Annotated in this window: 22 protein-coding genes; 4 read left to right on the top strand and 18 right to left on the bottom strand. The window is 68.8% G+C overall.

Translation table 11 applies throughout. The features are described 5' to 3' along the window. Nucleotides 1–13 precede the first annotated feature (13 nt). The 15 genes from AC6LJ9_RS04200 to AC6LJ9_RS04130 form a co-directional block, all read right to left on the bottom strand. Nucleotides 14–622 (bottom strand): tail assembly protein, encoded by a 609-nt coding sequence (locus AC6LJ9_RS04200; protein WP_498146547.1) that lies wholly within the window; start codon nt 620–622, stop codon nt 14–16. Next, a complete protein-coding gene (locus AC6LJ9_RS04195; protein WP_498146546.1) occupies nt 619–891 on the bottom strand; it encodes a hypothetical protein in 273 nt (90 codons plus the stop codon). The genes AC6LJ9_RS04200 and AC6LJ9_RS04195 overlap by 4 nt, the downstream gene beginning before the upstream one ends. Beyond that, nucleotides 892–3,171, bottom strand: coding sequence for a pyocin knob domain-containing protein (locus AC6LJ9_RS04190; RefSeq protein WP_498146545.1), 2,280 nt, complete (start codon nt 3,169–3,171; stop codon nt 892–894). It abuts the gene before it with no gap. 67 nt (nt 3,172–3,238) lie between these two features. Further along, the gene (locus AC6LJ9_RS04185; protein WP_498146544.1) at nt 3,239–3,475 is read right to left on the bottom strand and encodes a hypothetical protein; all 237 of its coding nucleotides are present in this window, start codon (nt 3,473–3,475) and stop codon (nt 3,239–3,241) included. Then, nucleotides 3,459–3,824: a hypothetical protein gene (locus AC6LJ9_RS04180; protein WP_498146543.1), complete on the bottom strand. Its 366-nt coding sequence runs from the start codon at nt 3,822–3,824 to the stop codon at nt 3,459–3,461. The genes AC6LJ9_RS04185 and AC6LJ9_RS04180 overlap by 17 nt, the downstream gene beginning before the upstream one ends. Then, entirely contained in the window at nt 3,821–7,411 is a 3,591-nt protein-coding gene (locus AC6LJ9_RS04175; RefSeq protein ID WP_498146542.1) for a TipJ family phage tail tip protein, read from the bottom strand. Before AC6LJ9_RS04175 ends, AC6LJ9_RS04180 begins: the two co-directional genes overlap by 4 nt. Further along, the gene (locus AC6LJ9_RS04170) at nt 7,408–8,013 is read right to left on the bottom strand and encodes a tail assembly protein (protein ID WP_498146541.1); all 606 of its coding nucleotides are present in this window, start codon (nt 8,011–8,013) and stop codon (nt 7,408–7,410) included. Before AC6LJ9_RS04170 ends, AC6LJ9_RS04175 begins: the two co-directional genes overlap by 4 nt. After that, a complete protein-coding gene (locus tag AC6LJ9_RS04165) occupies nt 8,010–8,789 on the bottom strand; it encodes a C40 family peptidase (protein WP_498146540.1) in 780 nt (259 codons plus the stop codon). Before AC6LJ9_RS04165 ends, AC6LJ9_RS04170 begins: the two co-directional genes overlap by 4 nt. A 1-nt stretch (nt 8,790) precedes the next feature. Further along, nucleotides 8,791–9,519: a phage minor tail protein L gene (locus AC6LJ9_RS04160; RefSeq protein ID WP_498146539.1), complete on the bottom strand. Its 729-nt coding sequence runs from the start codon at nt 9,517–9,519 to the stop codon at nt 8,791–8,793. A gap of 64 nt (nt 9,520–9,583) precedes the next feature. Then, nucleotides 9,584–9,922: a phage tail protein gene (locus AC6LJ9_RS04155; RefSeq protein ID WP_498146538.1), complete on the bottom strand. Its 339-nt coding sequence runs from the start codon at nt 9,920–9,922 to the stop codon at nt 9,584–9,586. A gap of 2 nt (nt 9,923–9,924) precedes the next feature. Beyond that, nucleotides 9,925–11,223, bottom strand: a complete 1,299-nt coding sequence (locus AC6LJ9_RS04150) for a phage tail tape measure protein (RefSeq protein ID WP_498146537.1) — start codon at nt 11,221–11,223, stop codon at nt 9,925–9,927. 58 nt (nt 11,224–11,281) lie between these two features. Then, nucleotides 11,282–11,572, bottom strand: coding sequence for a phage tail assembly protein T (locus AC6LJ9_RS04145; protein WP_103271253.1), 291 nt, complete (start codon nt 11,570–11,572; stop codon nt 11,282–11,284). Continuing rightward, nucleotides 11,572–12,048, bottom strand: coding sequence for a phage tail assembly chaperone (locus tag AC6LJ9_RS04140; RefSeq protein ID WP_103271254.1), 477 nt, complete (start codon nt 12,046–12,048; stop codon nt 11,572–11,574). The genes AC6LJ9_RS04145 and AC6LJ9_RS04140 overlap by 1 nt, the downstream gene beginning before the upstream one ends. A gap of 5 nt (nt 12,049–12,053) precedes the next feature. Beyond that, entirely contained in the window at nt 12,054–12,521 is a 468-nt protein-coding gene (locus AC6LJ9_RS04135; protein WP_103271255.1) for a phage tail tube protein, read from the bottom strand. A 311-nt stretch (nt 12,522–12,832) separates the two neighbouring features. After that, nucleotides 12,833–13,417 carry a hypothetical protein gene (locus AC6LJ9_RS04130; RefSeq protein WP_498146536.1) on the bottom strand — a complete coding sequence of 195 codons (585 nt, stop codon included), beginning with the start codon at nt 13,415–13,417 and terminating at the stop codon, nt 12,833–12,835. Between the two features lie 227 nt (nt 13,418–13,644). Between AC6LJ9_RS04130 and AC6LJ9_RS04125 the strand changes: the two genes are divergently transcribed. Continuing rightward, nucleotides 13,645–14,337 carry an XRE family transcriptional regulator gene (locus tag AC6LJ9_RS04125; protein WP_498146535.1) on the top strand — a complete coding sequence of 231 codons (693 nt, stop codon included), beginning with the start codon at nt 13,645–13,647 and terminating at the stop codon, nt 14,335–14,337. A 22-nt stretch (nt 14,338–14,359) separates the two neighbouring features. On the opposite strand, the gene AC6LJ9_RS04120 is transcribed toward AC6LJ9_RS04125, so the two are convergent. Together AC6LJ9_RS04120 and AC6LJ9_RS04115 are read right to left on the bottom strand one after the other, a co-directional pair. Continuing rightward, on the bottom strand, nt 14,360–14,908 hold the full coding sequence (locus AC6LJ9_RS04120) for an ureidoglycolate lyase (RefSeq protein ID WP_498146534.1): 549 nt from the start codon (nt 14,906–14,908) through the stop codon (nt 14,360–14,362). After that, nucleotides 14,905–15,144, bottom strand: coding sequence for an Arm DNA-binding domain-containing protein (locus tag AC6LJ9_RS04115; protein ID WP_212315762.1), 240 nt, complete (start codon nt 15,142–15,144; stop codon nt 14,905–14,907). Before AC6LJ9_RS04115 ends, AC6LJ9_RS04120 begins: the two co-directional genes overlap by 4 nt. Nucleotides 15,145–15,400: 256 nt before the next feature. Between AC6LJ9_RS04115 and AC6LJ9_RS04110 the strand changes: the two genes are divergently transcribed. Next, nucleotides 15,401–16,471: an alpha/beta hydrolase family protein gene (locus AC6LJ9_RS04110; RefSeq protein WP_498146533.1), complete on the top strand. Its 1,071-nt coding sequence runs from the start codon at nt 15,401–15,403 to the stop codon at nt 16,469–16,471. A gap of 18 nt (nt 16,472–16,489) precedes the next feature. Here AC6LJ9_RS04110 and AC6LJ9_RS04105 read toward each other — a convergent pair whose 3' ends face one another. Next, on the bottom strand, nt 16,490–17,440 hold the full coding sequence (locus tag AC6LJ9_RS04105) for a LysR family transcriptional regulator (protein WP_498146532.1): 951 nt from the start codon (nt 17,438–17,440) through the stop codon (nt 16,490–16,492). A gap of 133 nt (nt 17,441–17,573) precedes the next feature. On the opposite strand from AC6LJ9_RS04105, the gene AC6LJ9_RS04100 reads away from it, so the two are divergent. Both AC6LJ9_RS04100 and AC6LJ9_RS04095 read left to right on the top strand, forming a co-directional pair. Continuing rightward, nucleotides 17,574–19,316, top strand: coding sequence for a peptidoglycan D,D-transpeptidase FtsI family protein (locus AC6LJ9_RS04100; RefSeq protein ID WP_498146531.1), 1,743 nt, complete (start codon nt 17,574–17,576; stop codon nt 19,314–19,316). Nucleotides 19,317–19,351: 35 nt separating this feature from the next. Next, nucleotides 19,352–21,646, top strand: a complete 2,295-nt coding sequence (locus tag AC6LJ9_RS04095) for a penicillin-binding protein 1A (RefSeq protein WP_498146530.1) — start codon at nt 19,352–19,354, stop codon at nt 21,644–21,646. The last annotated feature ends 52 nt before the right edge of the window (nt 21,647–21,698 follow it).

Genomic DNA, 21,698 nt, shown 5'->3' with positions numbered 1-21,698 from the left:
GGGACGGTCCGCGCTACGCCTGGTCCTCCGAGTAGATCCCCGCCGAGATCGTGGCGCTGCCCACGATCATCTCGCCGTAGATCACGGGCACGGGGTTGCCCTGCGCCGTGGTGTTGACCGGGCCGTTGAAGTTGTAGGAAGCGCCGTTGTCCGGACCGTCCTTGACGCTGAGCAGGCGCTGCTGCGGCGTCAGCAGCTGCGCCACGCCGCTCAGCGCCATGGCCGCGCCCATGGACGCCAGCCCGGCGGACCACGTGGCGGTGGTGCCGGACCACATGGCCACGTTCAGCCCGGGAATGAAGCTGGCCGCGATCATGGCCACGCCCAGGATCACCTGGAACAGGCCGCCGCGCTTGGCGCCGGCCGGCATCGGCGCGATGCGGATCTCGTCCTGCCCGGCAGGCAGGCCGAGTTCGTCCTCGGCCAGGTTGCGCCGGCCGATGAAGCAGGCATAGCGCACGCCCTTGTCGCCGCTGTCCAGCATGCGCCGCTCGAAGCCGGGCAGCAGCGCGCACAGGGCGCGCACGGCTTCGGCGGCGCTGCCGACGGCCAGGCGGTGCAGGCGGCCGAATTCGGCGCCCAGGGCGCCGTAGAGGCGGATGGTTTTGAGGGCCGGCGTCATGGTGTGCCAGGCTCCGCGTTGCCGGCCGTGACCAATGGCGCGGGCGCATGCCATTCGCCGCCGGCGCGCCGCCAGCCGATGCCGCAGTGCGACGGGAAGTCGCGCAGCAAGGTCATGCCCTGGGGCGGCTCGTAGGCGCGGTCCGGAGACAGCATGATGGCGTTGACGGCCAGGCCGTCGTGATCCAGCAGCAGCGCGATCAGCGCCGCGCCGGCCGCGTTGCCAGCGCTCGTGGCGGGATCATGGGTAGGCGTGTTTTCTTGTGTCATTCAATACTCCAGGATGACGATGCCGGAGCGACCTGCCGCGCCAGCCGCGTAATTGCCATTGGCGGCGCCACGCGAGCCGCCGCCTCCTCCACCGCCCGCGCCCCAGGCACGGGAATGCGGCGGATAACCGGCGCCGCCGGCATAGTCGAGCGAACCCGATCGATGTCCGCCGGCCCCCCCTGCGCCAAATGGCGAGAACCCACCGCCGCCGCCATTGCCGGGCGGAGAGGCATAACCGCTCAAGCCTGCGAACCAAGCGGTGCCGGTACCGCCTGGCTGCCCGCCGCCCGCGCCCGAAACACCGCCGAAGGTATACGAGGCGCGACCGCCTCCGCCCCCGCCAGACAGGCTTTTCAGCACGGAGGCGCCTTGCTGGATCAGGGTTTGGCCACCCGCTGTGCCGTCGGTGGTAGAACTGCCGGTACCTCCGCCGGCGCCGATGGTGATGGCCAGAGGAATGCCGGGCGCGACGGCCAGTTCGCCTTCGTAGTATTCACCGGCGCCACCGCCCGCGCCGCCGCCGGAGCCAATGTAGACCGTGCCATAGCTGGGGGTGTTCTCGGTCGCGCCTTGATGCGAATACGCCCCGCCTCCGCCGCCGCCGATCGCGCGGACAAACACCCGGCGCACATAGGCAGGCACCGGCACCGAACCCGACGCCGTGATCTCGAGCCGGGTATTGCGCTGTCCCGGTTTCAGGTAATAGCCGGCGGGCGCGGCGGCATCCCATGCCATCCAGCCGATGCCGTCCACATAGACCTCGCCGGCGTCCGCCTTCGGCAGCTGGGCAACGCCGCTGAGGCCGCCCGAGATCCGCCACGCCCCCCAGGCGCCGGCCGCGCCGTCCCCGGAGCGCGTGTACATGCCGGGCTTGGCCGCCGGCCCCGCGTCCAGCAGCGCCGTCTGCAGCACGCGGCCGGTCGATGCCACGGCGGTGTAGAGCACGCCAGCGGCGGGCGCGGCGGGCGGGAAGTTCAGTCCCGCCGTCATCGTCTCTCCGGCGTCCCAGGTGTAGTAGCTCTCGCCCAGGTAGCAGCGGTTCAGGTCCACACCCGCGCCCGCCAGCCGCACATGGGTCATGTAGCTGCCGCTGGCTTCGTTGATGTCCTCCGTGGTCGCGATCTTCTTCCACGGCGTCCAGCTCTCGCCCACCAGCGAGCGCGTGTACGCGCTGTTCGAATTCAGCGCCCGATAGACCTGCACGGCGCCGGACACGGGCTGGTCGCCCTGCCCCGCCGCCGACAGTACCTCCAGCTGCCCGGCCTGGGCCACCGGGAAATGCTTGCCGGCGCTGGCGGCGGAAATGGACGCCACCGTGTACAGGCCGCGCAGCGCGTAGTTGTCCAGGTCGGCCTCGGCGGGCAGCGGGCCCATGTAGGGCAAGGCATGCGCGCGCAGGGGCTTGAGCAATTGCACGGCGGGCACGGCGCCGTCCTCGTCCAGCGCGGCGATGCCCTTCGGCGCGCCGCGATAGGCGCGGATCCAGTCCTGATCCACGGCCTCGGCCCAGGCCGACCATGACCGGTCCACGCCGCGCACGCGCCAATAGCGCTGCGGCGCCTGGCTGGCGCCTGCGTCGGCGGTATAGGCCTGCAACACGGCATCGCCCGCGGCCTGGACTTCCAGGAAACCGGCGCGCGGCGCGGGATAGTGCGCGCCCGCCGCCGCGCCGGCGTCCGCTTCCTGACGGTAGGCGCCCGGCGCGACGGTGCCGTCCAGGTCATGGGCGGCCAGCGGCAGGCTGGCGGCGCGCAGCGGCGAAACCTGGGCCTGCGGAACGAGGCCCTGCCCGTCCAGCGTGGCCACGCCCAGCGCGACACCCTTCTGCGCGGCGGGAATGGCGGCGGCCGCAAGGGCCTGCACGGCCAGCAGGTCGGATTGCTCAGCCGCGCGCGACCAGGCGGTCCACGCGCCCGCGTGCCAGACGCGCCAAAAGATATGCGGCGCCACGGCGGTGCCGGCGCCGTCGCTGATGTAGACCTGATAGCGCAGCGCGCCGGTGTTCCACACGCGCAGCAGACCGGCGCGCGGCAGCGGATAGTTCTTGCCGCTGGCAGCGCGCTCGTCGGCGTTCTGGTAGTACACGCCGGTATCGGCCAGTGCGTTCAGGTCCGTGCCGGGCTCGTCCAGCGGCCGGGCGATGGCCTGGCTTTCCAGCAGCCCGATCGCCGGGCCAATGGCCTGGAAGTTCTGGTTGATGCGATCGAAGGCGGTGCGGTGCGCATCGCCGGTGTGATCGTTCGGCGACTGGCCGATGTTGATGGTGTCGAGTTTCTTCATGAAGTGCCCTGTAATTCGCCCGCGCGCCGGCGCGAAGGCTGGCTGACGCCGGACGAAAAAAAACCCGCTAAGCGGGCGGGTGCTCGTTCGCGGGGCCGGAACTGCCGGCCGCCTGGACGGGTTTGGGATATCGCTGCTTGACGCGCTGGCAGTCATCCACCCATTGCTGCACCGACGCCGGCAACGGCTGGCCGGCATCGCGAAGATGGCAGGCGAATTTCATGATGGCGTCGAGCTGGTCGCCGATGGCGGGGTAGGCCCGCGCGCGCAGGGGCGCGTAGGGCTCGCTATGCCGGATTTTCAATGGTGAACTCCTTGTCGAGGTAGGGCCAGGCTTGGACCGATACGCGGTAGCTTCCCGGTTGATCGAATTCCAGTTCGGCCATTTCCGTGGTCGCTTCGTATCGGCGGTTGTTGATCAGGATCTCGCAAGGCACCGGAAGACTGCTCAAAACCCGGTCTTGCAGAATCGCCGGATTGTCCAATCTCGGCACTACCTGACCATCACGAACGTAGTGCGTACTGCCGTCGACAGCCCCCTCGACATGGCCAATCGCCTGATTCAAATTTGCGACATCGTCAATCAGGTCCTGCTGCAAGGAACACATACTGAAAATGCGCCCGTCCGCGTCATAGAGAGAGAAGGTTTTCATCGCAAAAGTCCCATCAAAGCGATATCCCCGGAGGCATATCCATAGCCATCTCCGGGACGAGGAAACGTAACAGTCAAGGTGTAGGTTCCAGGATCCAAGGACCTGCTCAACCAGGATGCAGGCGCAATGCCGCTGAAGCCAAAATTGGAAGACCAGACTCCGTGCGGATTGTTCTCCCATCGATAGTCGCCCGAAAAGTTGTGATTCTGCATGACCAAAATCCGCGCAGGCACATTGAGCGAAATAGAAACCGAAGCGGTCGTTGTTCCTGAATACACGCCCATCTTCAGAGAAAAACTGACCGAGTTGTTCACCACTACCGCGCCACTGGCAATGCGCAGCGTATCCACCTGAGCAATACCGATGTTCGCGGTCTTGATGTATGCATCCGTCAGGGTGGCCATCTTTGCGGTCAGGGAACCCGCATTGAGACGATCCACGTTCAGGTAGCCGGCGTTGATCTTCTCGGCGTCCAGGTTGCGAACCATCGCGTTCGTGATCCGCCCAGTCCCGATCACCGCATCATTGATCACCGTCTGCCCGTTCTCGATCACGAACGGCGTCGTGACCGCGCCGTTGGCCAGGCTCAGGAAACCGAAGCGGTCGGCCAGGAAATACACCGAGCTTTGTACCTGACCGTCGGGATTGGTGTATGCCCCCAGCGACATGCCTGCCGCATAGACCTTGTTGTCCTGCGTGACCTGGGCCTTGACGCTCCACGTGGCCTTGAGCTTGCCGTCCAGGCCGGCCAGCGCCGTGCGCGATTCCTGCACGCCGGCGGCCGCGCCATTGGCTACCGCCAGCGTGGTGTCCACCCGCGTGGCCAGCGCCCCGTCGGCGTCGACCCGCTCCGTCTTCTCGGCCGTGATCGCGGCGCGCGCCTGGTCCAGGCCGGTGGTCAGCCCATCGATGGTCGAGGTCAGTTCCTGCGCCAGCTGGTCCCGCTTGATCTGGCCGTTCAGGTATTCCAGGATCTCGCTGGCCTGCCAGCTGGCCTCGCCCATCACGCCCTGTCCGTCCGGATACCAGGCGCCGATCTCGCCGTTCAGGGCGACGATGCGGCCCCAGAAGTAGAAACGCTTGCCGGCGGACAGGCCAGATAAAGTGTGCGCGTTCTGCGGAAAGGCGAAATCCCCCAGCTTGATCGCGCTGGCGCGGTCATTGGTCGGGCCGTACCAGATCTCGGTGCGCTGCGCGGTGAAGCGCCCTTCCGGAAAGCCCCAGCGCAGGCCGATGCCGAACACCTGCGATTGCGTGGCCAGCTGGGCCAGCGCCGGCGGCGGCGCCAGGTCGCCCTGGAGCTGGGTCTCGGTCGAGCTGGCCCAGACCGAGGACACGTCGGCGACGTTGATGGCGCGCACCCGCGCCACATAGGCGCCGGCGCGGATGTCGGGCAGTTCCAGCGTCAGCGAGCCGGTGCGACCGGCCTCGACCCAATCGGAATTGTCGCGGCGCCACTGCACGTGGTAGGCCACGGCGGACGGCGCGGCGGCCCACGAGATCTCGGCCACGTGACGCGCGATGCCCTGGTCGATGACCGAGCGCGAGGCCAGCCGGATGTTCTGCGGCGCGGCCTGCACCGACGGCGGCACGACCGTGATGGGCTTGGGATCCAGCCGCGTGCCGAAGTCCACATTGTCGAACTTGCCGGGCTCGTGCTGGATGGCGGAAATCTCGGCCACCAGCCCTTCCTTGCGCTTGACGGCAAGCACGCGGAAGGTCTGCGCCGACAGCGCCTCGGATTCCAGCGTCCACACGCACTCGGCCTGCGGCGCCTGCGAGAACGGCGCGGTGACGGTGATGTGCAGCACCGCGCCGGGCAGGCCCACCAGGTCGGCGGTCAGCTCGGTGGTGTCCACGGTGAACTCGGTGTTGTCCGCGGTGAGCCCGGTGCCCACCGCGCCCGCCACCACGCGCGTCTCGGACACGCCGCTGGGCAGGTTGACGGTCAGCCGGTCGCCGTGGCGCACGCCCAGCTCCGCGTCCACCGTGACCACGGTGGTCGTGGCCTCGCGGATGCGGCCGCCGATGCGGCGGCCGGCCAGGTGCTGGTCGGCGACGCGGATGATGCTGCCGGGACGCACGCGGCAGGCGTCCAGGCCCACCGAGAACGTGACCGAGCGCGTTTCCAGGTTGGAGGTCAGCAGCATCCACTTACCGACGCGATGCGCCTGGCCGCGCGAGGTGCAGCCAAAGCCCGTTACCTCGACCTGCTGGATGCCGTAGCGCGCGATGCCCTCGCGGTTCTCGACGTACTCGACCTTCTGCCGGCCCATCTCGGACAGGTCGTTCCACGACACCAGCGCCACCGTGTAGCGGGTGCCCAGGGCCGAGCCCACGTAGCTGAACTTGCCATCCACCACGTTGGCCGACGAGTAGGTATAGACCGGGTCGGACGGCATGTCGGCGGCCGCGAACACCGAGGCATTGGCCCAGTAGGCCATGCCTCGGAAAATGGACGCGAAGTCCTGCACCACGCGGTAGGCGTCGGCGGCCTGCTGCAGGTAGACGTTGCAGGTGAAGCGCGGTTCCTTGCCGCCGAAGCCGTCGTCGACCAGCTCGTCGCAGTAGCGGCCGATCTGGTACAGGCCCCACTTGTCGAGCCAGCCGGCCGGCACGCGCGTGCCCAGGCCGTAGCGGTCGTTGCTGATCAGGTCGTGGAAGACCCAGGCCGGGTTGTTGGTCCAGGCCAGCTTGAAGGTGCCGTCCCAGACGCCGCTGTAGCTGCGCAGTTCGGGATCGTAGTTGGACGGCACGCGGATGATGCGGCCGCGCACGTGATAGGCGCGCGTCGGGATGCTCTGGAACTGCGAGGCGTTGATCTTGATGCCGACCACGGCCGACATGGGATAGCGCAGCTTGGCGTCGATGACCTCGGTGACGCTGTCGATGAAGGTGCGGTCGGCGATGGTATTGCTGTTGGCATTGGGCGTGATGCGGCGCAGCCGAATACTCCAGCCCTGGCGCGCGCGCGGCAGCTCGATGCGGTGCGAGCGCATGTAGCGCTGCGTGGTCTTGCCGTCGAACGCGCTGGCCAGCACTTCCTGATAGCCGGCGCCGTCCACGCTCAGGTCGATGGCGTACTCGACGCGATAGCCGTTGATGTCGCCATTCTTGGTGTTGGCCTTGCTCAGCCCTTCCACGCCCAGCGTGACGCGGATGGCCGAGGCCTGCAGGTTGGCGAACAGCCGCGTCCAGTGCTGCGCGGCCTTCAGCTCGGCGCCGACGGCGATGGTGCTCTCGGCCGCCGGAAAGCCGGGCAGCGGCTCCTGCAGCTGGGTGCCGGTGCGAAAGTCGATGGCCGCGCCGCTGAAATTCAGCGTGCCATCGGCATTGGCGACCGGCGTGCCGTTCAGGTAGACGTCGCGCAGCGCGTTGTCCATGCCATGCACCGGCCCGTAGATCTCGCCCTCGCCCAGCAGGTCGATGACGCGGGCATAGGCCGTGCTGTGCAGGCTGTCGCGCACTTCCACGGGCGTGCGGCCGCCGCCGCCGCCCTTGCCGCCCTTGTGGCCGGCCGGGAGGGGCGCGCCATGAGAAAAGGCGCCCTCGGGCGCCTTTTTCCTGATGCGTTGTCGTTGTTTCATGCTTGGTCTTCCGAGTAGATGCCCGCGGAGATGGTGGCGCTGCCGACGAACATTTCGCCGTACAGCAGCGGCACGGGATTGCCCTGGGCCGTGGTGTTCACGGGGCCGTTGAAGTTGTAGGAAGCGCCGTTGTCCGGGCCGTCGCTGACGCTCAGCATGCGCTGCTGCGGCGACAGCATCTGCGCCACGCCGTTGAGCATCATGGACGCGCCCATGGCGGCGACGGCGCTGACCCAGGTGCCGGCCTTGAAGGCCGCGGCCATTCCGCCCGAGTAGAAGGTCGCCGCCGCCAGCAGCACGGCGCCGAGAATGGTCTGGAACAGGCCGCCGCTCTTGGCCCCGGCCAGCACCGGCGCGATGCGGATGGCATCGTCGCCCACCGGCAGGCCCAGCTCGTCTTCGGCCAGGTTGCGCCGGCCCGCGAAGCAGGCGAAGCGCACGCCGCGATCATCGCTGTCGGCCAGCGCCTTCTCAAAACCGGGCAGCAGCGCGCACAGCGCCCTGACCGCCTCGGCCGGGCTGGCCACGGCCAGCCGGTGCTCGCGGCCAAAGGCGCGGCCCAGCCAGCCGTACAGCCGCACGGTACGTATTCTTTCGATCATGCTTGTCCTTGGTAGCGCAACACTGCGCGGGTCGATTCGCGCCAGAAGCCGCCGTACACCACGCGTTCGGAATCGCGTCCGTACAGGTGATGCAGCATGGCGTCCGGCAATGGGTGCAGCCCGGGTTCCTCGGCCAGGGCCGCGTCGCCCAGGAACACGCCGGCGTGGTTGGCGCGATCCGAGCGGACCTGCATCAGCACCACGTCGCCCGGCCCCAGCGTTTCATCGGCACGCAAGGGGCGAAAACCGGCTTCGGCGTAGTGGTCCATGTACAGGTCGCCCGGCTTGCCGGGTTCCCACCAGCCGTCATCGCGCGAAAAATCGGGCAGGACGATATCGCGCTCGCGCGCGTACCAGTCGCGCACCAGCGTGTAGCAGTCCAGCACGCCGTGCGCGAACTGGCGGCCCAGCAGCGGCGCCCGGTAGCCCTCGGGCGCGAAGCCGCGGATCTCGCCGGCGGCGACGCCGCCGTCGTCGGCCTTTTCCACCGCCACGATGTACCAGGGCAGGCCCGAGGCCTCGCAGGCGACGCGGTCGGCCTCGCTGGGCGCGGCCGGCGCGTCAGGATGCGAGTGCACCACGGCCACGATGTCGCCGCTTTCCTCGGCGGCGGCGTAGTCCTCGGCCGACATCACGAAGTGCTCGGCGCTGGCCGCCGTGTTGCGGCAGGGCTGATACCACTCGCGCCGGCCGGACTTGAGCACCAGGCCGCAGCATTCCAGCGGATAAGCCGCCACGCCATGGTCGCGGATCGCCTGCAAGGTCTTCTTGCGCATGCTAGCCCCTGATCAGGTCGGCCGACGGAAAGCCGCCGAAGTTGATGACCTCGTACTCGCCAAAGCGCTGCTTGCAGTCGGACATCAGGCCCGAGCAGCGGTCCAGCGTGGGATCGGTGACCCGGTTGCCGTTGAGGTCGAACATGCGCCCGCCGGTGTAGCCGCAGTAGGGGCCGCGATAGCCGCCCTTGCGCAGCCACGCGCACACGCCGGCGATGATGGGCCGGTCGGGCAGCTTCTGGCCGTTGAAGTCGAGCGCGCTGGCGAGGGTGAACTCGACCACCTTCGCCGTCTCCAGCGTCTTCTGCTGCACGATCCAGATTTCCGGCGGCAGCTCTTCGCGCGGATCGGCGCTGGGGTTGCCTTCCGGGAAATTGGCGGCGTCCAGGTATCTGCCCAACGTGCGCCGCGCCACCACGCGCGCGCCCACCAGGTCGTCCAGGTGCACGCACAGCGACGAGATCACGCCTGCCAGCGGCCGGCCCTGCGCGTCCTGGCCGATGTTGCCCACGCGCAGCGTGGGCGAGGGCTGCTGCCCTTCGCCCACCTGCTCGAAACCCTCGGCCTGGATGGCCCAGGGCTCGTAGCGCTGGCCCTGCCAGAAGATCGGTCCGACCTGCATGTAGCCGTGGAACCGCAGGACCTCGCCGCCGATGCCGCTGGCGTCCAGCTCGAACAGCTCGACCAGCGCGCCCGGCTCAAGTTTTTGTATGTCTGCGTTGATGCCCATTTGCTCAAACTCCATCCGCATCGCGGAAATTGCGCGCGCCCGACCGGGTCCGCCGGCGCGCGCTTCAGGGGGCCACGGACTCTTCGAACGTGACCGCGATGGTGTACATGTCCGCGCCCATGGGCTGCACCGACAGCGAGCGCGCCTTGTAGCGGCCCGCCTCGCCCAGCGGCGGCGTCCACAGGAAGGACTTGCCGCCGGCATGCCGGCGCACGAAATCCAGGATGGGACGCACGTAGACCTCGTTGCCCACGAATTGCAGCGGCCAGGACTGCGTAACGGTATGGATGCCGTCGGCGGCTTCCTGCTCGTAGCCATCGCCGAACTGCACGCGCAGCGTGCGGTCCTTGAAGGCGCCGACGGGATTGGGCCGCGGCGACCAGTTGAAGACTTCGAATGCCATGCTCAGGCTCCCAAACGGTTGTTGCTGGCCTGCCAGGCGAGACCGCCCTGGCGGTAGGACTGCGACATGCGCCGGTCCACCAGCTGCGTGACGTACTCGCCGATTTGCTGGCCGAACTGCTTCCAGCCGGGTTCGCCGGAATCGGAACTGGCGCTGACGTTGCCGTCCTGCACGTAGACGTTCACGGCCACGCCGCCCGCGCCGGTGCCGGCGCCGCTGTCCTGGGGCAGCCCGGCGAAGGAGGCGCGGATGCCCAGCGAGCCGTCGGCGCCGCGTTGCAGCGGCATGATGGCTTCGGGACCGGCTTCGCCCATCAGGCCCATGGGGAAGGCGACGGCGCGGTTGACGATGCCGTTAGTGAATGCTCCGCCTGTCGCGAACTTGACCGGAAAGGCCTGTGCGACAGGCTGGGAACCAAACCCAAAGAGACCCATCACCGAATTGCCGATATCCCCGAAAAATCCGCCGATGTCGCCAAGCAAGCCGCCTAGGGGCCCGCCCTTAGTGAAATCACCGAACATCAGGTCCATGAGCTTGGCCGACGCGGCCGAGCTGACCATCTTTGCCACCGAGTTCAGGAACGACAGCCCCATCTTGTCGAACTTGTCGGAAACGAAGTCATACATGCGGGTACCCAGGATGTCCTGGATCTTGCCCGCGCCCTCGCGCGCCGAGTCGGTCAGGCTATCGACCAGCTTGGTCATGAAGTCCGGGTCGTCCTTCTTGCCGAGTTCGCGTTCCTGCTTGTAGAGCTCCGTGTCGGTCAGGCCGCCCCTGGCGTACTCGTCCCTGGCCCAGCCGAGCTTCCTGGCGTTCTCGGCGTCGCGTTCCGGATTCTTGCCGGTCACGCTGTTGATATAGGCGCGCCGTGCGCTTTCCTCGTCGTTCCAGTCGGTTTCCCTGGCCGCCGACATCAGCATGTTCTTGGTGCCCTCGTCCTCGCCCGCGAACTTGCCGCGCGAGGTTTCGTACACCATCTTGTCCGCCGCGGAGGTCTTGCCCGACAGCGCCAGGGCGCGGTCCATGTCGGCAATGGCCTGATCCGCCAGCGAGGACTGGCGCGCCTGCGTTTCCTTGCCCAGCAATTGCACGGACTTGCCACGTTCGGCGTTGGAGGCTTTCAGCGAGACGGCTTCTGCCTTGCCCGTCGTGCCGGCCAGACCCGCCGCCTTGTTGTAGTCGCGCATGGCCAGCGCGGCTTTCTGCATTTCGAGCGTCTGCGCCTTCAGGCTGGCGGTCGTCTGCTTCACAGCACTGTCCAAGGCCTGTTGCGCGGCGACGCTGCTTGAGTTGTTCGTCATGATTTTCCACACATCATCGTGCCGCCCCCGGCCCGCACGCGGCGGGCCGGACACGTCATCAAGACCCCTTGTTGACCTTCGACAGCAGGAACGCCTTCAACGCGTCGGCGCCCGCCTCGGCGGACGGCTGCGCATCGTCGGCGTCCCAGCGCACCAGCATGTCCGTGACGCGGACCTTGGCTCCCGCCGCCTGCGCCACCACGGCGGCGAGGCTTGCGGCCAGCAGGTCGGCGCGCTCGTCGCCCAGCGGCGACTGGCGGTTGAACTCCCGCCACAGGGACAGCTCATGGGTGTCGATGGCGTCCATCAACTCGCCCAGGGTGCGGCCCAGCCGAAGGGCCAGGATCATCAGGAAACGGAGGTCTGGCGTTTCCTGGAAGGCTTTTTTGCGTGCGCGTCGGCTCCCTCCCCGAGGTTGCCCAGCTCGATCGCCTTGGCCGCCAGCATCAGGTGCGCCGGGCCGAAGGCCGCAGCCACCGCATCCACGTCGGCGTCGCCGAAGACGCGGCGCGGGCCGGCCTCGGTCTGCTCGTACAGCGTGCGCACCAGCAGGCTGGCCGAGGCGCGGGTGTAGTCCACGCCCGGCGCGTCCAGCTTGGCGCGCACGCTGTCATCGGCCTCGCCGGGCGTGACGCCCGCGGCGGCCCAGATGGCGCGGATGTGGAACAGGTGATCGCTGGGACTGGGCGCGCGCACGATCACGCTGGCGCCGTCCCACTCGGGAACGTTCAGCGCTTCCGAGCGAAAGCCCGCCAGCGGATCGGTGACCCGGTCGCGCAAGCTGGCCGGCGCCTTGGCGCGGGCCTTGATCGACGTGTCCGTCATGGCGCTCAGCCTCCGTTGGCCGGGGCGTCGGTCATCTTGACGGCGCCGGTGACGCGCACGTTGAACGTGGCGGACACGACGTTGTCCAGCTGGCCTTGCCACTGGTATTGCGTGACCAGGCCCAGGAACTCGAACTTCGAGCCGTCGGCGAAGGTCACGCGGAAGGCGCGGCTCTTCTTGTCGCTGCGGGCCGCGACCAGCACCTTCTGGGCGGCGTCGCCGGCCTTCCAGTTGCCGGCCATGCTGAAGGTGCCGCTGTCGTCCAGGCCCAGCGCGTATTCCTTGGCGGCGGACTTGAGCACGGTGACGTCGATCTCGGTGGTCTGGCCGCCCTGGAAGTTCGGGTCCTTGATGGTGATGGCCAGGTCGGCGTAGGTCAGGCCGGTGGCGGCCAGGTCGTTGGTGCTCGTGGTGGACACTTCCAGCTGCGTGCCCTGGGTCTGAACGAATTGCGAAACGGTAGTACCAGCCATTGCTGACTCCAAAAAAAAACCCGCCGGAAATGGCGGGCGAAACGGACTTGCGGACCCTGCCGCTCATCCATGAAGGAAGGAACCACCGGGCCGCGCGCATGGCGATGCGCTAGCGTCCCGCAAGTAGCGAACGCCGCGGCCGGAATGGTTCTGTGAAGAAAAAGAGGCTCCGGGGCATGCGCCCGGGAGCCTCTAGCAAAACCTGTCGGAATGCCGCGTCTCGGCCGACAACAAAAAACCCGCGGCCTGCTTGTCGGTGCAGTTCCGCGGGTTCTGTTTCGGCCGGGCGCAACTTGCCCCGACGGAAGTAATTATGCAGCGGCCGCCCGACCCTCACAAGCGCTTTGGCGATCGGCATGTCGCACCTGGCCGGCGGCCAGCAGCGCGCGCCGGCGCAGGGCCGGCAGCAGAGCGGCGCGCGCGTCCAGGTAGGCGGCATGCTGCGCTTGCGGCGACAGGCGCGGATTGCGGAACACGGCCGCGCCGGCGGCCTTGTTGCCGGCATGCACGCCGATGGCGGCGCGCTGCTGCCAGGGCAGCTCGTCGATGCACAGATCGACCTGCTGGCAACGCGCGGCGTTCAGGCGCGCATCCACGTCTTCGCTGTCGACATAGGCGTCGTCCGGCACCATGCCGCGCGCGAAGGCGGCGATGCGGCCCACGCCCAGCCTGGGACGATAGCCGCGCGTCCAGTGATACCAGTCCATGATCAGGGCTTCGGCCTGATCGGCTTCCGTGGGCGCCGTGCGCGGCGCCAGCCTGATGATCGCGCGCGGCGCCGCCGCCTTGGGCGTGACCGCCGCCTCGCGCCGCGCCGGCGCGACCCAGCCCTGCGACACCCGCAATACCGCCTGCCTTGCCTGTTCCATCTGCCGCTCCTTGTCCATGTGATCCATTGCCTTGCCCGGCTCCGCCGCCGGCCTTGCCGACGCCGCGCCGGCCCGGGCGCGCGCCAGGGCGCCCAGCGGCGGGCAGCCGGGTTTCAGTAGCAAAACGCTACCAATACTTCCATCTGAAAGACGTACATATTTCGTGTGGTTCGTGCAGCAATTCTACAAATGTATAATCTTGATTTCAACATTTGTTGTTGCACAATTTTCCACAACTGTTAGCGTCCCACCCCATGCCACTCGGAAAACAAATCAGGCGCTACCGCAGCGCGCTCGGCCTCACCCTCGAACAACTCGAAGCGCGCACCGGCGTGGGCGTCGGCACCATCGCCGCGCTCGAGGGCCGCGACAGCGAACGCTCGAAGTACGCCTCGCGGCTGGCCGCCGGGCTGGGCCTGACGCTGGAGCAATTGCTGGACGAATCGGCCGACGCCGGCTCGGGATCCGGCTCGCTGGTGCTGGACTCGCCGCACCAGTCGCCCACGGACGACGATGACCTGCGTATCCCTCGCTTCGACACCGGCGGCGCCATGGGCGCGGGCGTGGAACTGCGCGACCAGCCGGGCGTGATCCAGAGCCTGCGCGTCAGCCAGGAATGGCTGCACAGGAACGTGCGCCACTACACGGCGGCCAACAAGCTCTGCGTGGTGACGGGTTTCGGCGACAGCATGCGGCCCATGTTCAATCCGGGCGATCCGCTGCTGGTGGACCTGGGCGTGGAAAAGGCCGACATCGACGGCGTGTTCTTCTTCCGCGTCGGCAACGAGGGGTTCATCAAGCGCCTGCAGCGCATTCCCAGCGCGCGCGGCCTGCTGATCCGCGCGAAGTCGGAAAACCCCAAGTACGACGCCTGGGACATCACCGAAGGCATGGACCTGCAGATCTTCGGCCGCGTGCTGAAGGTCTGGCGCAGCGACGACTTCTAGCGCCGTCGCCCCGCCGGGCGGCTCAGTCCAGGCGTTCCAGGCCGGTCAGGCGACGCGCCGGTATCGCCGCGATGGCGCTTTCCGTGATCGATGCGTCCGTGCTCAGGTGCTGGATCAGGTCCAGCGTGGTCGAGCGGCGCGTGAGCATCAGGCAGGCCACTTCGCCGCCGGCCACGCGCGTCGCGTGCCAGCAACCGGCGCGCATGCAGACGCCCTGCCCCTGCGGCACGCGAAAGGCCGCCAGCGTGGCCAGGTCCGGGCTGCCGTCCTGCGCGCTCTGCGCCACCACCTGCACCACCGCGCCGGTCAGCGGCACGATGGCCTGCTGGGTCAGCAGGTGCTTTTCCAGGCTGGCGATATCGGCGTCGCGGCTGCGATAGTTGACCCACAAGAGCTCGGCGTCGCCGCCGCCCCCCGTGTTGAACACGTGTTCCTGCCAGAAATCCGTCGCGGAGTTGGTGTGCAGCGGCACGCCGTTGCCGTCCGGCATGGGTTTGCCCAGCATCCAGCCATAGGCGCGGAAAGTGTCGGGCGTCAGGTCCTGCAGGGGTATGGAGGTATCGCTGGTCATGCTGGATCTTGAGTGGGCTTGCCGGCAGCGCCGCGCTTGGGAAACTCGGTGTCGTAATCGAAATCGCCGCGCGCGATGGCTGCCTGGATGGCGCTCCTGCGCTCGGCGGCGCGCTTCAGGTTGGCGGCGGTGGGCTTGGCGCGGATGCGCTCGACGCAGCGCCGGCCTTCGAACTCGAAGCTGATCTCGATGGATGATTCGGACGCCGGCCTGACGCCTTCGAATCCGCGATTCATGCTGATCCCCCGTGCGCCACGGCCTCGCCGCGTGAGGCGACGCGGCGGCCATGGCTGTTCATGATGGCGCAGCGGGCGACGGCCCGTCCGCGAGGACCTTACTGTAACCCTGCCGCGACCGCCATGGCGCATCGGCCCCGGCATCCGCACCGCGCCCGCATATGCGCGATTTGACAGGTCCGCGAGCGCCATGAATAATAATTAGATCAATCGATCTAATAATAAAACCGCGCATACCGACCACGACAGGCCTGTCTTGCCCACTATCCCACCGACATGGTTCCCGCTGCGCCGGCGCGCGCGGATCCTCATCGCCGCCGTACTCGTCCTGAGCGTCGCCGTCGCCGCGCTGCTGTGCTTCAGCGGCCTGCGCGACTTCTCGCTGGAATCGGCGACGACGCGCACGCTCACCTTCCATGCCGGGCCGGACCGGCTGTCCGGCACGCTGATCCTGCCGCGCGACGTGGCCGCGCCGCCAGTGGCCCTGTTCGTGCACGGCGACGGTCCGCAGGACCGCTACTCGGACGACGGCTACCTGCCCTTCATCAACCAGCTGCTGGACCAGGGCATCGGCGTGTTCACCTGGGACAAGCCCGGCGTGGGCCGCAGCGCCGGCAACTGGCTGGACCAATCCATGCAGGACCGCGCCGCCGAGGCCATGGCCGCCTACCTGCGCGTGCGCTCCGAACCCGGCGTGGATGCCGCCAAGGTCGGCTTCCTGGGCTTCTCGCAAGCGGGCTGGGTGCTTCCCATCGTCGCCAGCCGCGCTCAACCCGCCTTCACCGTCATCATCGGCGGCGCGGTGAACTGGCGTGACCAGGGCGCCTACTACACGCGCAAGCGGCTACAGGCCCAGGGCGTGGCGGCCGACGAGATCGAACGCCGCCTGGCGGCCGAACGGACCAGCAACGACGCGCTGTTCGGCGAACCGCGTCCGCTCGCGGACGTACTGGCGGCGCGGCCCGACATGAACCCGGCGCGCGCCCGCTACGTGCAACGCAACTATCTGTCGGACGCGTCCGGCTGGATCCCGAAAATGCGCGGCCCGGTGCTGGCCGTGTGGGGCGAGATGGACCCGAACGTGGACGCGGCCGTGAACGCCGCGCGCTATCGCCTGCTGTTCGCCGGCGCACCGGACAAGCGCGTCATGCTGGTGCCCGACGCCGGCCACGTGCTGCTGCGCGCGCCGCAATTCAACGACCAGATCGTCAGCGACTGGACCGTCTGGAAAAAACTGCGTTTCACGCTGCTGGGCCGCGCGGCCTACGTGCAGCCGGCCGTGCGCGACATCGCGGACTGGATCAAGCAGGCGGCCGCCGGCCATTGAACGCGGGACAGAGGCGGCTCAAGCCTCGACGTGGACCGCGCCCAGCTTGCGCAGGTCACGGCCAGCGGCTTCCGAGAACGCCGCGCAGGCCTGCGTCAGCCAGCGTACGAAGGCATGCGCGCGCGGGTCCGAGGCGTTGTTCAGCCGCACGCAATGACTGGCCGGCGAACGCAGTAGCTCCGGCACGGCCAGCTTGAGCGTGCCGGCGGCCAGCTCGTCCATCATCAGCGAACGCCGTCCCACCGCCACGCCCTGCCCGCTCATGGCGGCGCCGATGGCCATGCTGACTAGGTTGAACTGCGCATGCGCGCCCTGCGCCAGCCACGCGGGCTGCAACGCGCCCGCCCAGTATTCCCATTCCGCGTGTTCCGAGCCGCCATGCCAGGCCAGGCTGTCGTGCAGCAGCACCACGCCGTCCAGCGAGGCCCGCGCCGCGATGCCGGGATGCCGTTCCAGATAGGCGGGGCTACCGGCCAGGCCCAGGTATTCGGGCATGAGCTCGATGTCGGCCGGGTCCGGCATGCGCGGATAGCTGATCTCCACATCGGCGTCTACCGCGCTTTCCCCGGAGCCGGCGAGCACCGGGAATTCCGCCCAGATCTTCACCTCGATGCCGGGCTCGGCCTTGCGGAAGGCATCCAGCCTCGGCACCAGCCATTGCAGCGCGAAGGACGGGCAACAGGCCACCTGCAGCTGGCGCCGGCGCGCGCTCAGCCGCGCCAGCGTGCGTTCGATGTCCAGGAAGGCGCGGCTGGCGCTGTCCAGCAGCGCCTGGCCTTCGGCGGTCAACGACAGGCTGCGATGGCCGCGCAGGAACAGCGCATAGCCCAGCTGCGTTTCCAGCGTGCGGATCTGCTGACTGACCGCGCTCTGCGTCAGGTGCAGCGCGCGCGCCGCCTTGGTGAAGCTCAGCAATCGCGCGGACACCTCGAAGCAGCGCAGCGCGTTGAGCGACAGGGAATCAATCATCGGTGGCATTAAAAATTCTAAGGATCGAATTAGAAAATCGCGTTTGTAGGGTAAACCATTATGTTCCAGAATGAGCCGCGACTACGGAAGCGACCGCGCACGCGGCGCTTCCGTTCATTAGCAATGCTGTTGCATGAGAGGACACGGCGGTTTCATGCCGGAATGGATGCGCGACCCTGCGATTTCGTATCACCGCCCCGCGATCGCCCGCGCGCGGACGCTGCCGCCCTGGCGCGCGCGACTGGTGCTGCTGCTGGTGCTGGCGGGCTTCGGCGCGCTGGCCGCAAGAGCGCTCTGGGTACAGGTTGTGGACCGCGAGTTCTATGCCTACCAGGGCCGGCTGCGCTTTGAGCGCACCGTGGAAAGCACGCCCGCGCGGGCGCGGGTGCTGGACCGCAACGGCGCGATCCTGGCGATCAGCGAACCGGTGGCGGACGTCTGGGTGGTGCCGCAGGACTTCGCCTCGGCCACGCCCGCGCAGTTGCGCCAGGTGGCCGTCGCGCTCGACATGCCGCCGGACGAGGTGGCCGCGCGCGGCCACGGCGACAGGCGCTTCCTGTACCTGAAACGCCAGGTGGCGCGCGACACGGCGCTGGCGCTGCACAGCGAACGCATCCCCGGCCTGAACCTTACCGAGACCACGCGCCGCTCCTTCCCCGAAGGCAGCGATATCGCCAACGTGATCGGCCTGACCAATATCGACGGCGAAGGGCTGGAAGGCATCGAACTGGCCAACGAGGCGGAACTGCGCGGCAGCGCCGGCCGCCGCCGCGTGATCGTCGACCGGCTCGGACGCGTGGTGGAACAGCTGGGCACGCTGGCCGCGCCGCAGCCAGGCCGCGACGTGACGCTATCCATCGACATGCGCATCCAGCGCGTGGCCATGCAGGCCCTGGGCGCCGCGATGGAGCGCTCGGCCGCGCGCGCGGCCAGCGCCATCGTGGTGGACACGCGCACTGGCGAAATCCTGGCGCTGGCCAACCTGCCCAGCGCCGACCCGGCCCATCCCGGCGGACAGCGCGCCGACGGCATGCGCAACCGCGCCGTGACCGACACCTTCGAGCCGGGTTCGACCATCAAGCCCCTGACGGTGGCGCTGGCGCTGGAGCACGGCCGGGTCGCGCCGGACACGCGCTTCGACACCACGCCGGGCGTGCTGGAAATCCACGGAGCGCGCATCCGCGACACGCGAGACTTCGGCACGCTGGACCTGGGCCAGGTGGTGGCCAAGTCCAGCAACATCGGCATGGTCCGCATCGCGCAGCGGCTCAGCGCGGAAGAAATGTGGCAGAACTTCCGGCTATTCGGCCTGGGCGAGAAGCCGTTGCGGGACTACCCCGGCGTGGCGCCGGGCCGATTGCGCCCGGCGCAGCGCTGGAAGCCGATCGAGCAGGCCACCATGGCCTATGGCTATGGCCTGTCGGTGTCGCTGGCGCAGCTGGCCCAGGCCTACGCGGCCTTCGGCAACGATGGCCTGCGTCCACCGCTGACGCTGTATGCCGGCCGCGCGTCCGCGCCCGCGGTGCGCGTGATGTCGCCCGAGGTCGCGCGCTCGGTGCGGCTGATGCTGGAAGCGTCCGCCTCGCCCGGCGGCACCGCCCGCATCGCGATGCTGGACGGCTATCGCGTCGGCGCCAAGACCGGCACCGCGCGCAAGCAGGAGGGCAACGGTTACGCGGCCGGCAAGTACCGCGCCACCTTCGTCGGCCTGGCGCCGGTTTCCGACCCGAAGCTGGTGGTGGCCGTGATGATCGACGAGCCCACGCGCGGCTCGTACTACGGCGGCCCGGCGGCCGGACCCGTGTTCGCGGAGATCCTGCGCGGCGCGCTGCGCATCCTGGCCACGCCGCCCGACCGCCGCGGCGCCGACATCTGACGCCCGCCGCCTCACGCTGTTTCCGACACGCCTGGATGAAGACCTTTCTTACCCTGCTGGTCGCGGCCCTGGTGGCCGCCCTCGTCATCGCCGGCGCGGGCCTGTACTACGTGGCCACCGTGCTGTACCCGTCGCTGCCGGAGGTGAACGCGCTGTCCGGCTACCAGCCCAAGGAACCGCTGCGGATCTACGCGGCCGACGGCACGCAGATCGCGGAATACGGCCTGGAGCGCCGCATCCCGCTGTCCATCGACGAATTCCCGCGCACGCTCAAACTGGCCCTGCTGGCCGCCGAGGATGCGCGCTTCTATGAACACAATGGCGTGGACCTGGTGGGCGTGGCGCGCGCCGTGCTGGTCAACCTGGCCGACGACAGCCGCGCCCAGGGCGCCAGCACCATCACCATGCAGCTGGCGCGCAATTTCTACCTGTCCAGCGCCAAGACCTATGCGCGCAAGCTGACCGAAATCCTGCTGGCCATGAAGATCGAGCAGACGCTGGACAAGGACCAGATCCTGCAGCTCTACATGAACCAGATCTACCTGGGCCAGCGCGCCTACGGCTTCGGCGCGGCGGCGCGCGCCTACTTCGGCGTGGACGCGCACGAACTCACGCTGAGCCAGTCGGCCATGCTGGCTGGCCTGCCGAAGGCGCCGTCCAGCTTCAATCCCATCAGCGACCCGCGCCGGGCCAAGGTCCGCCAGCGCTACATCCTGGACCGCATGCGCGCGCTGGGCTACGTCACCGAGGACGAGTACCAGGAGGCATTGCGCGCGCCCGGCTACCGCCCGCCCGCGCCGGCGCCGCGCGACGACGCCGGCGCTTCGGTGGCCGAACAGGTCCGCCGCCTGCTGCACGAGCAACAGGGCGACGCCATCTATGAAAGCGGCCTGCGCGTCTGGACCACGATCGACCTGGCCGAGCAGCGCGCCGCCGAGGCCGCCGTGCGCCGTGGCCTGGACGCGCACACCCATCGCCATCCCTATCCCGGCCCCGAGGCCCACGCCGATCCGGCGACGCTGGGCCTGACCGACGCGGCGCCGGACGCCAAGGCGATCGCGCGGCTGCTGCGCGAACGGCCTGCCCTGCCCGACGCCGAGGCCGCGCTGGTGCTGACCGCCGCCGAGGATGCGGTGACGGTGATGCGCGCCGATGGCACGACCGAACGCATCGGCAAACCGGGCCTGGCCTATGCGCGCACGGCCAGCGCGGCGCGCAGCGTGACGCGCGCGGGCATCCGGCCTGGCGCCGTGCTGCGGCTGCGTACCGGCAGGCAGGGCCTGGAGATCACCGCGCCCGCCGAGGCGCAGGCGGCGCTGGCCGCCGTGTCGCCACGCGACGGCGCGATCCGCGCCATGGTCGGCGGCAATGGCGCGGACCATCTGAACCGCGCCACGCAGACCTGGCGACAGGCCGGCTCGGCCTTCAAGCCTTTCGTCTATTCCGCCGCGCTGGCGCGCGGCATGGGGCCGTCCACGCTGGTGAACGACGCGCCGGTCGAGCTGCCCTCGCGCAAGGGCGTCTGGAAACCCAAGGGCAACGGCGTGGCGCTGGGGCCGATCCCGTTGCTTGAAGGCGTGGCGCGGTCCAAGAACTATGTGGCGATCCGCGTGCTGCAGCATGTCGGCGTGGCCTACGCGCGGCAGTACGTGACCGAGGCCTTCGATTTCGATCCGCGCCGGATTCCGTCCAACCTGCCGATGGCGCTGGGGGCCGGCGAAGTCACGCCGTTGCAGCTGGCCGGCGCCTACGCGGTGTTCGCCAACGGCGGCTACAAGGTCAAGCCGTACCTCATCAGCCGCATCGTCGACGCCACCGGGGCCGAGACCTTCCGGGCCAGGCCGGACGTGGCGGGCGAGGGCGCGCCGCGCGCCATCTCGGCGGCCAACGCCTACCTGGTCACCTATCTGCTGCGCAACGCCGCGCAGCGCGGCACCGGCTCGGCCACCAACGCGCTCAAGCGGCGCGACCTCGCCGGCAAGACCGGCACCACCAACGACTACCGCGACGGCTGGTTCGCCGGCTACCAGGACGAGCTGGCCACGGTGGTCTGGTTCGGTCGCGACATCCCGCGCTCGCTGGGCCGGCTGGAATATGGCTCGCGCAACGCGCTACCGGTCTGGATCGACTTCATGCGCGAGGCGCTGGCCGGGGTGCGTGAACGGCCGCAGCAGGCGCCGGCCGACATCGCCGTCTTGGGCGGCGTTCCCTACAGCGTGGACCATCTGCCCGGCCACGGCTTCATCGACCGGGTCGACGTGCCGGCCAAGCCAACGGACGACGCGGCCGGGGGACCGGACGAGGACTGGTTCCAACAGCTTTTCCACTGACATGGATTGGCCGTACCATGGCCGCAACATCACCCCGCGCAGGAGCGCATGC

The sequence above is a fragment of the Achromobacter sp. 1011811831 genome, assembly GCF_059760905.1.
This window is presented reverse-complemented; position numbering and strand designations above follow the sequence as displayed.

Excerpts from the sequence above, each read along its gene's own strand:
- AC6LJ9_RS04165 (WP_498146540.1), bottom strand. The coding sequence starts at position 8,789 with ATGCGCAAGAAGACCTTGCAGGCGATCCGCGACCATGGCGTGGCGGCT.
- AC6LJ9_RS04135 (WP_103271255.1), bottom strand. The coding sequence starts at position 12,521 with ATGGCTGGTACTACCGTTTCGCAATTCGTTCAGACCCAGGGCACGCAG.
- AC6LJ9_RS04105 (WP_498146532.1), bottom strand. The coding sequence starts at position 17,440 with ATGATTGATTCCCTGTCGCTCAACGCGCTGCGCTGCTTCGAGGTGTCC.
- AC6LJ9_RS04190 (WP_498146545.1), bottom strand. The coding sequence starts at position 3,171 with ATGAAGAAACTCGACACCATCAACATCGGCCAGTCGCCGAACGATCAC.
- AC6LJ9_RS04125 (WP_498146535.1), top strand. The coding sequence starts at position 13,645 with ATGCCACTCGGAAAACAAATCAGGCGCTACCGCAGCGCGCTCGGCCTC.
- AC6LJ9_RS04145 (WP_103271253.1), bottom strand. The coding sequence starts at position 11,572 with ATGATCCTGGCCCTTCGGCTGGGCCGCACCCTGGGCGAGTTGATGGAC.
- AC6LJ9_RS04170 (WP_498146541.1), bottom strand. The coding sequence starts at position 8,013 with ATGATCGAAAGAATACGTACCGTGCGGCTGTACGGCTGGCTGGGCCGC.
- AC6LJ9_RS04115 (WP_212315762.1), bottom strand. The coding sequence starts at position 15,144 with ATGAATCGCGGATTCGAAGGCGTCAGGCCGGCGTCCGAATCATCCATC.
- AC6LJ9_RS04180 (WP_498146543.1), bottom strand. The coding sequence starts at position 3,824 with ATGAAAACCTTCTCTCTCTATGACGCGGACGGGCGCATTTTCAGTATG.
- AC6LJ9_RS04140 (WP_103271254.1), bottom strand. The coding sequence starts at position 12,048 with ATGACGGACACGTCGATCAAGGCCCGCGCCAAGGCGCCGGCCAGCTTG.
- AC6LJ9_RS04130 (WP_498146536.1), bottom strand. The coding sequence starts at position 13,417 with ATGGATCACATGGACAAGGAGCGGCAGATGGAACAGGCAAGGCAGGCG.
- AC6LJ9_RS04160 (WP_498146539.1), bottom strand. The coding sequence starts at position 9,519 with ATGGGCATCAACGCAGACATACAAAAACTTGAGCCGGGCGCGCTGGTC.
- AC6LJ9_RS04100 (WP_498146531.1), top strand. The coding sequence starts at position 17,574 with ATGAGAGGACACGGCGGTTTCATGCCGGAATGGATGCGCGACCCTGCG.
- AC6LJ9_RS04155 (WP_498146538.1), bottom strand. The coding sequence starts at position 9,922 with ATGGCATTCGAAGTCTTCAACTGGTCGCCGCGGCCCAATCCCGTCGGC.
- AC6LJ9_RS04150 (WP_498146537.1), bottom strand. The coding sequence starts at position 11,223 with ATGACGAACAACTCAAGCAGCGTCGCCGCGCAACAGGCCTTGGACAGT.
- AC6LJ9_RS04195 (WP_498146546.1), bottom strand. The coding sequence starts at position 891 with ATGACACAAGAAAACACGCCTACCCATGATCCCGCCACGAGCGCTGGC.
- AC6LJ9_RS04095 (WP_498146530.1), top strand. The coding sequence starts at position 19,352 with ATGAAGACCTTTCTTACCCTGCTGGTCGCGGCCCTGGTGGCCGCCCTC.
- AC6LJ9_RS04200 (WP_498146547.1), bottom strand. The coding sequence starts at position 622 with ATGACGCCGGCCCTCAAAACCATCCGCCTCTACGGCGCCCTGGGCGCC.
- AC6LJ9_RS04175 (WP_498146542.1), bottom strand. The coding sequence starts at position 7,411 with ATGAAACAACGACAACGCATCAGGAAAAAGGCGCCCGAGGGCGCCTTT.
- AC6LJ9_RS04120 (WP_498146534.1), bottom strand. The coding sequence starts at position 14,908 with ATGACCAGCGATACCTCCATACCCCTGCAGGACCTGACGCCCGACACT.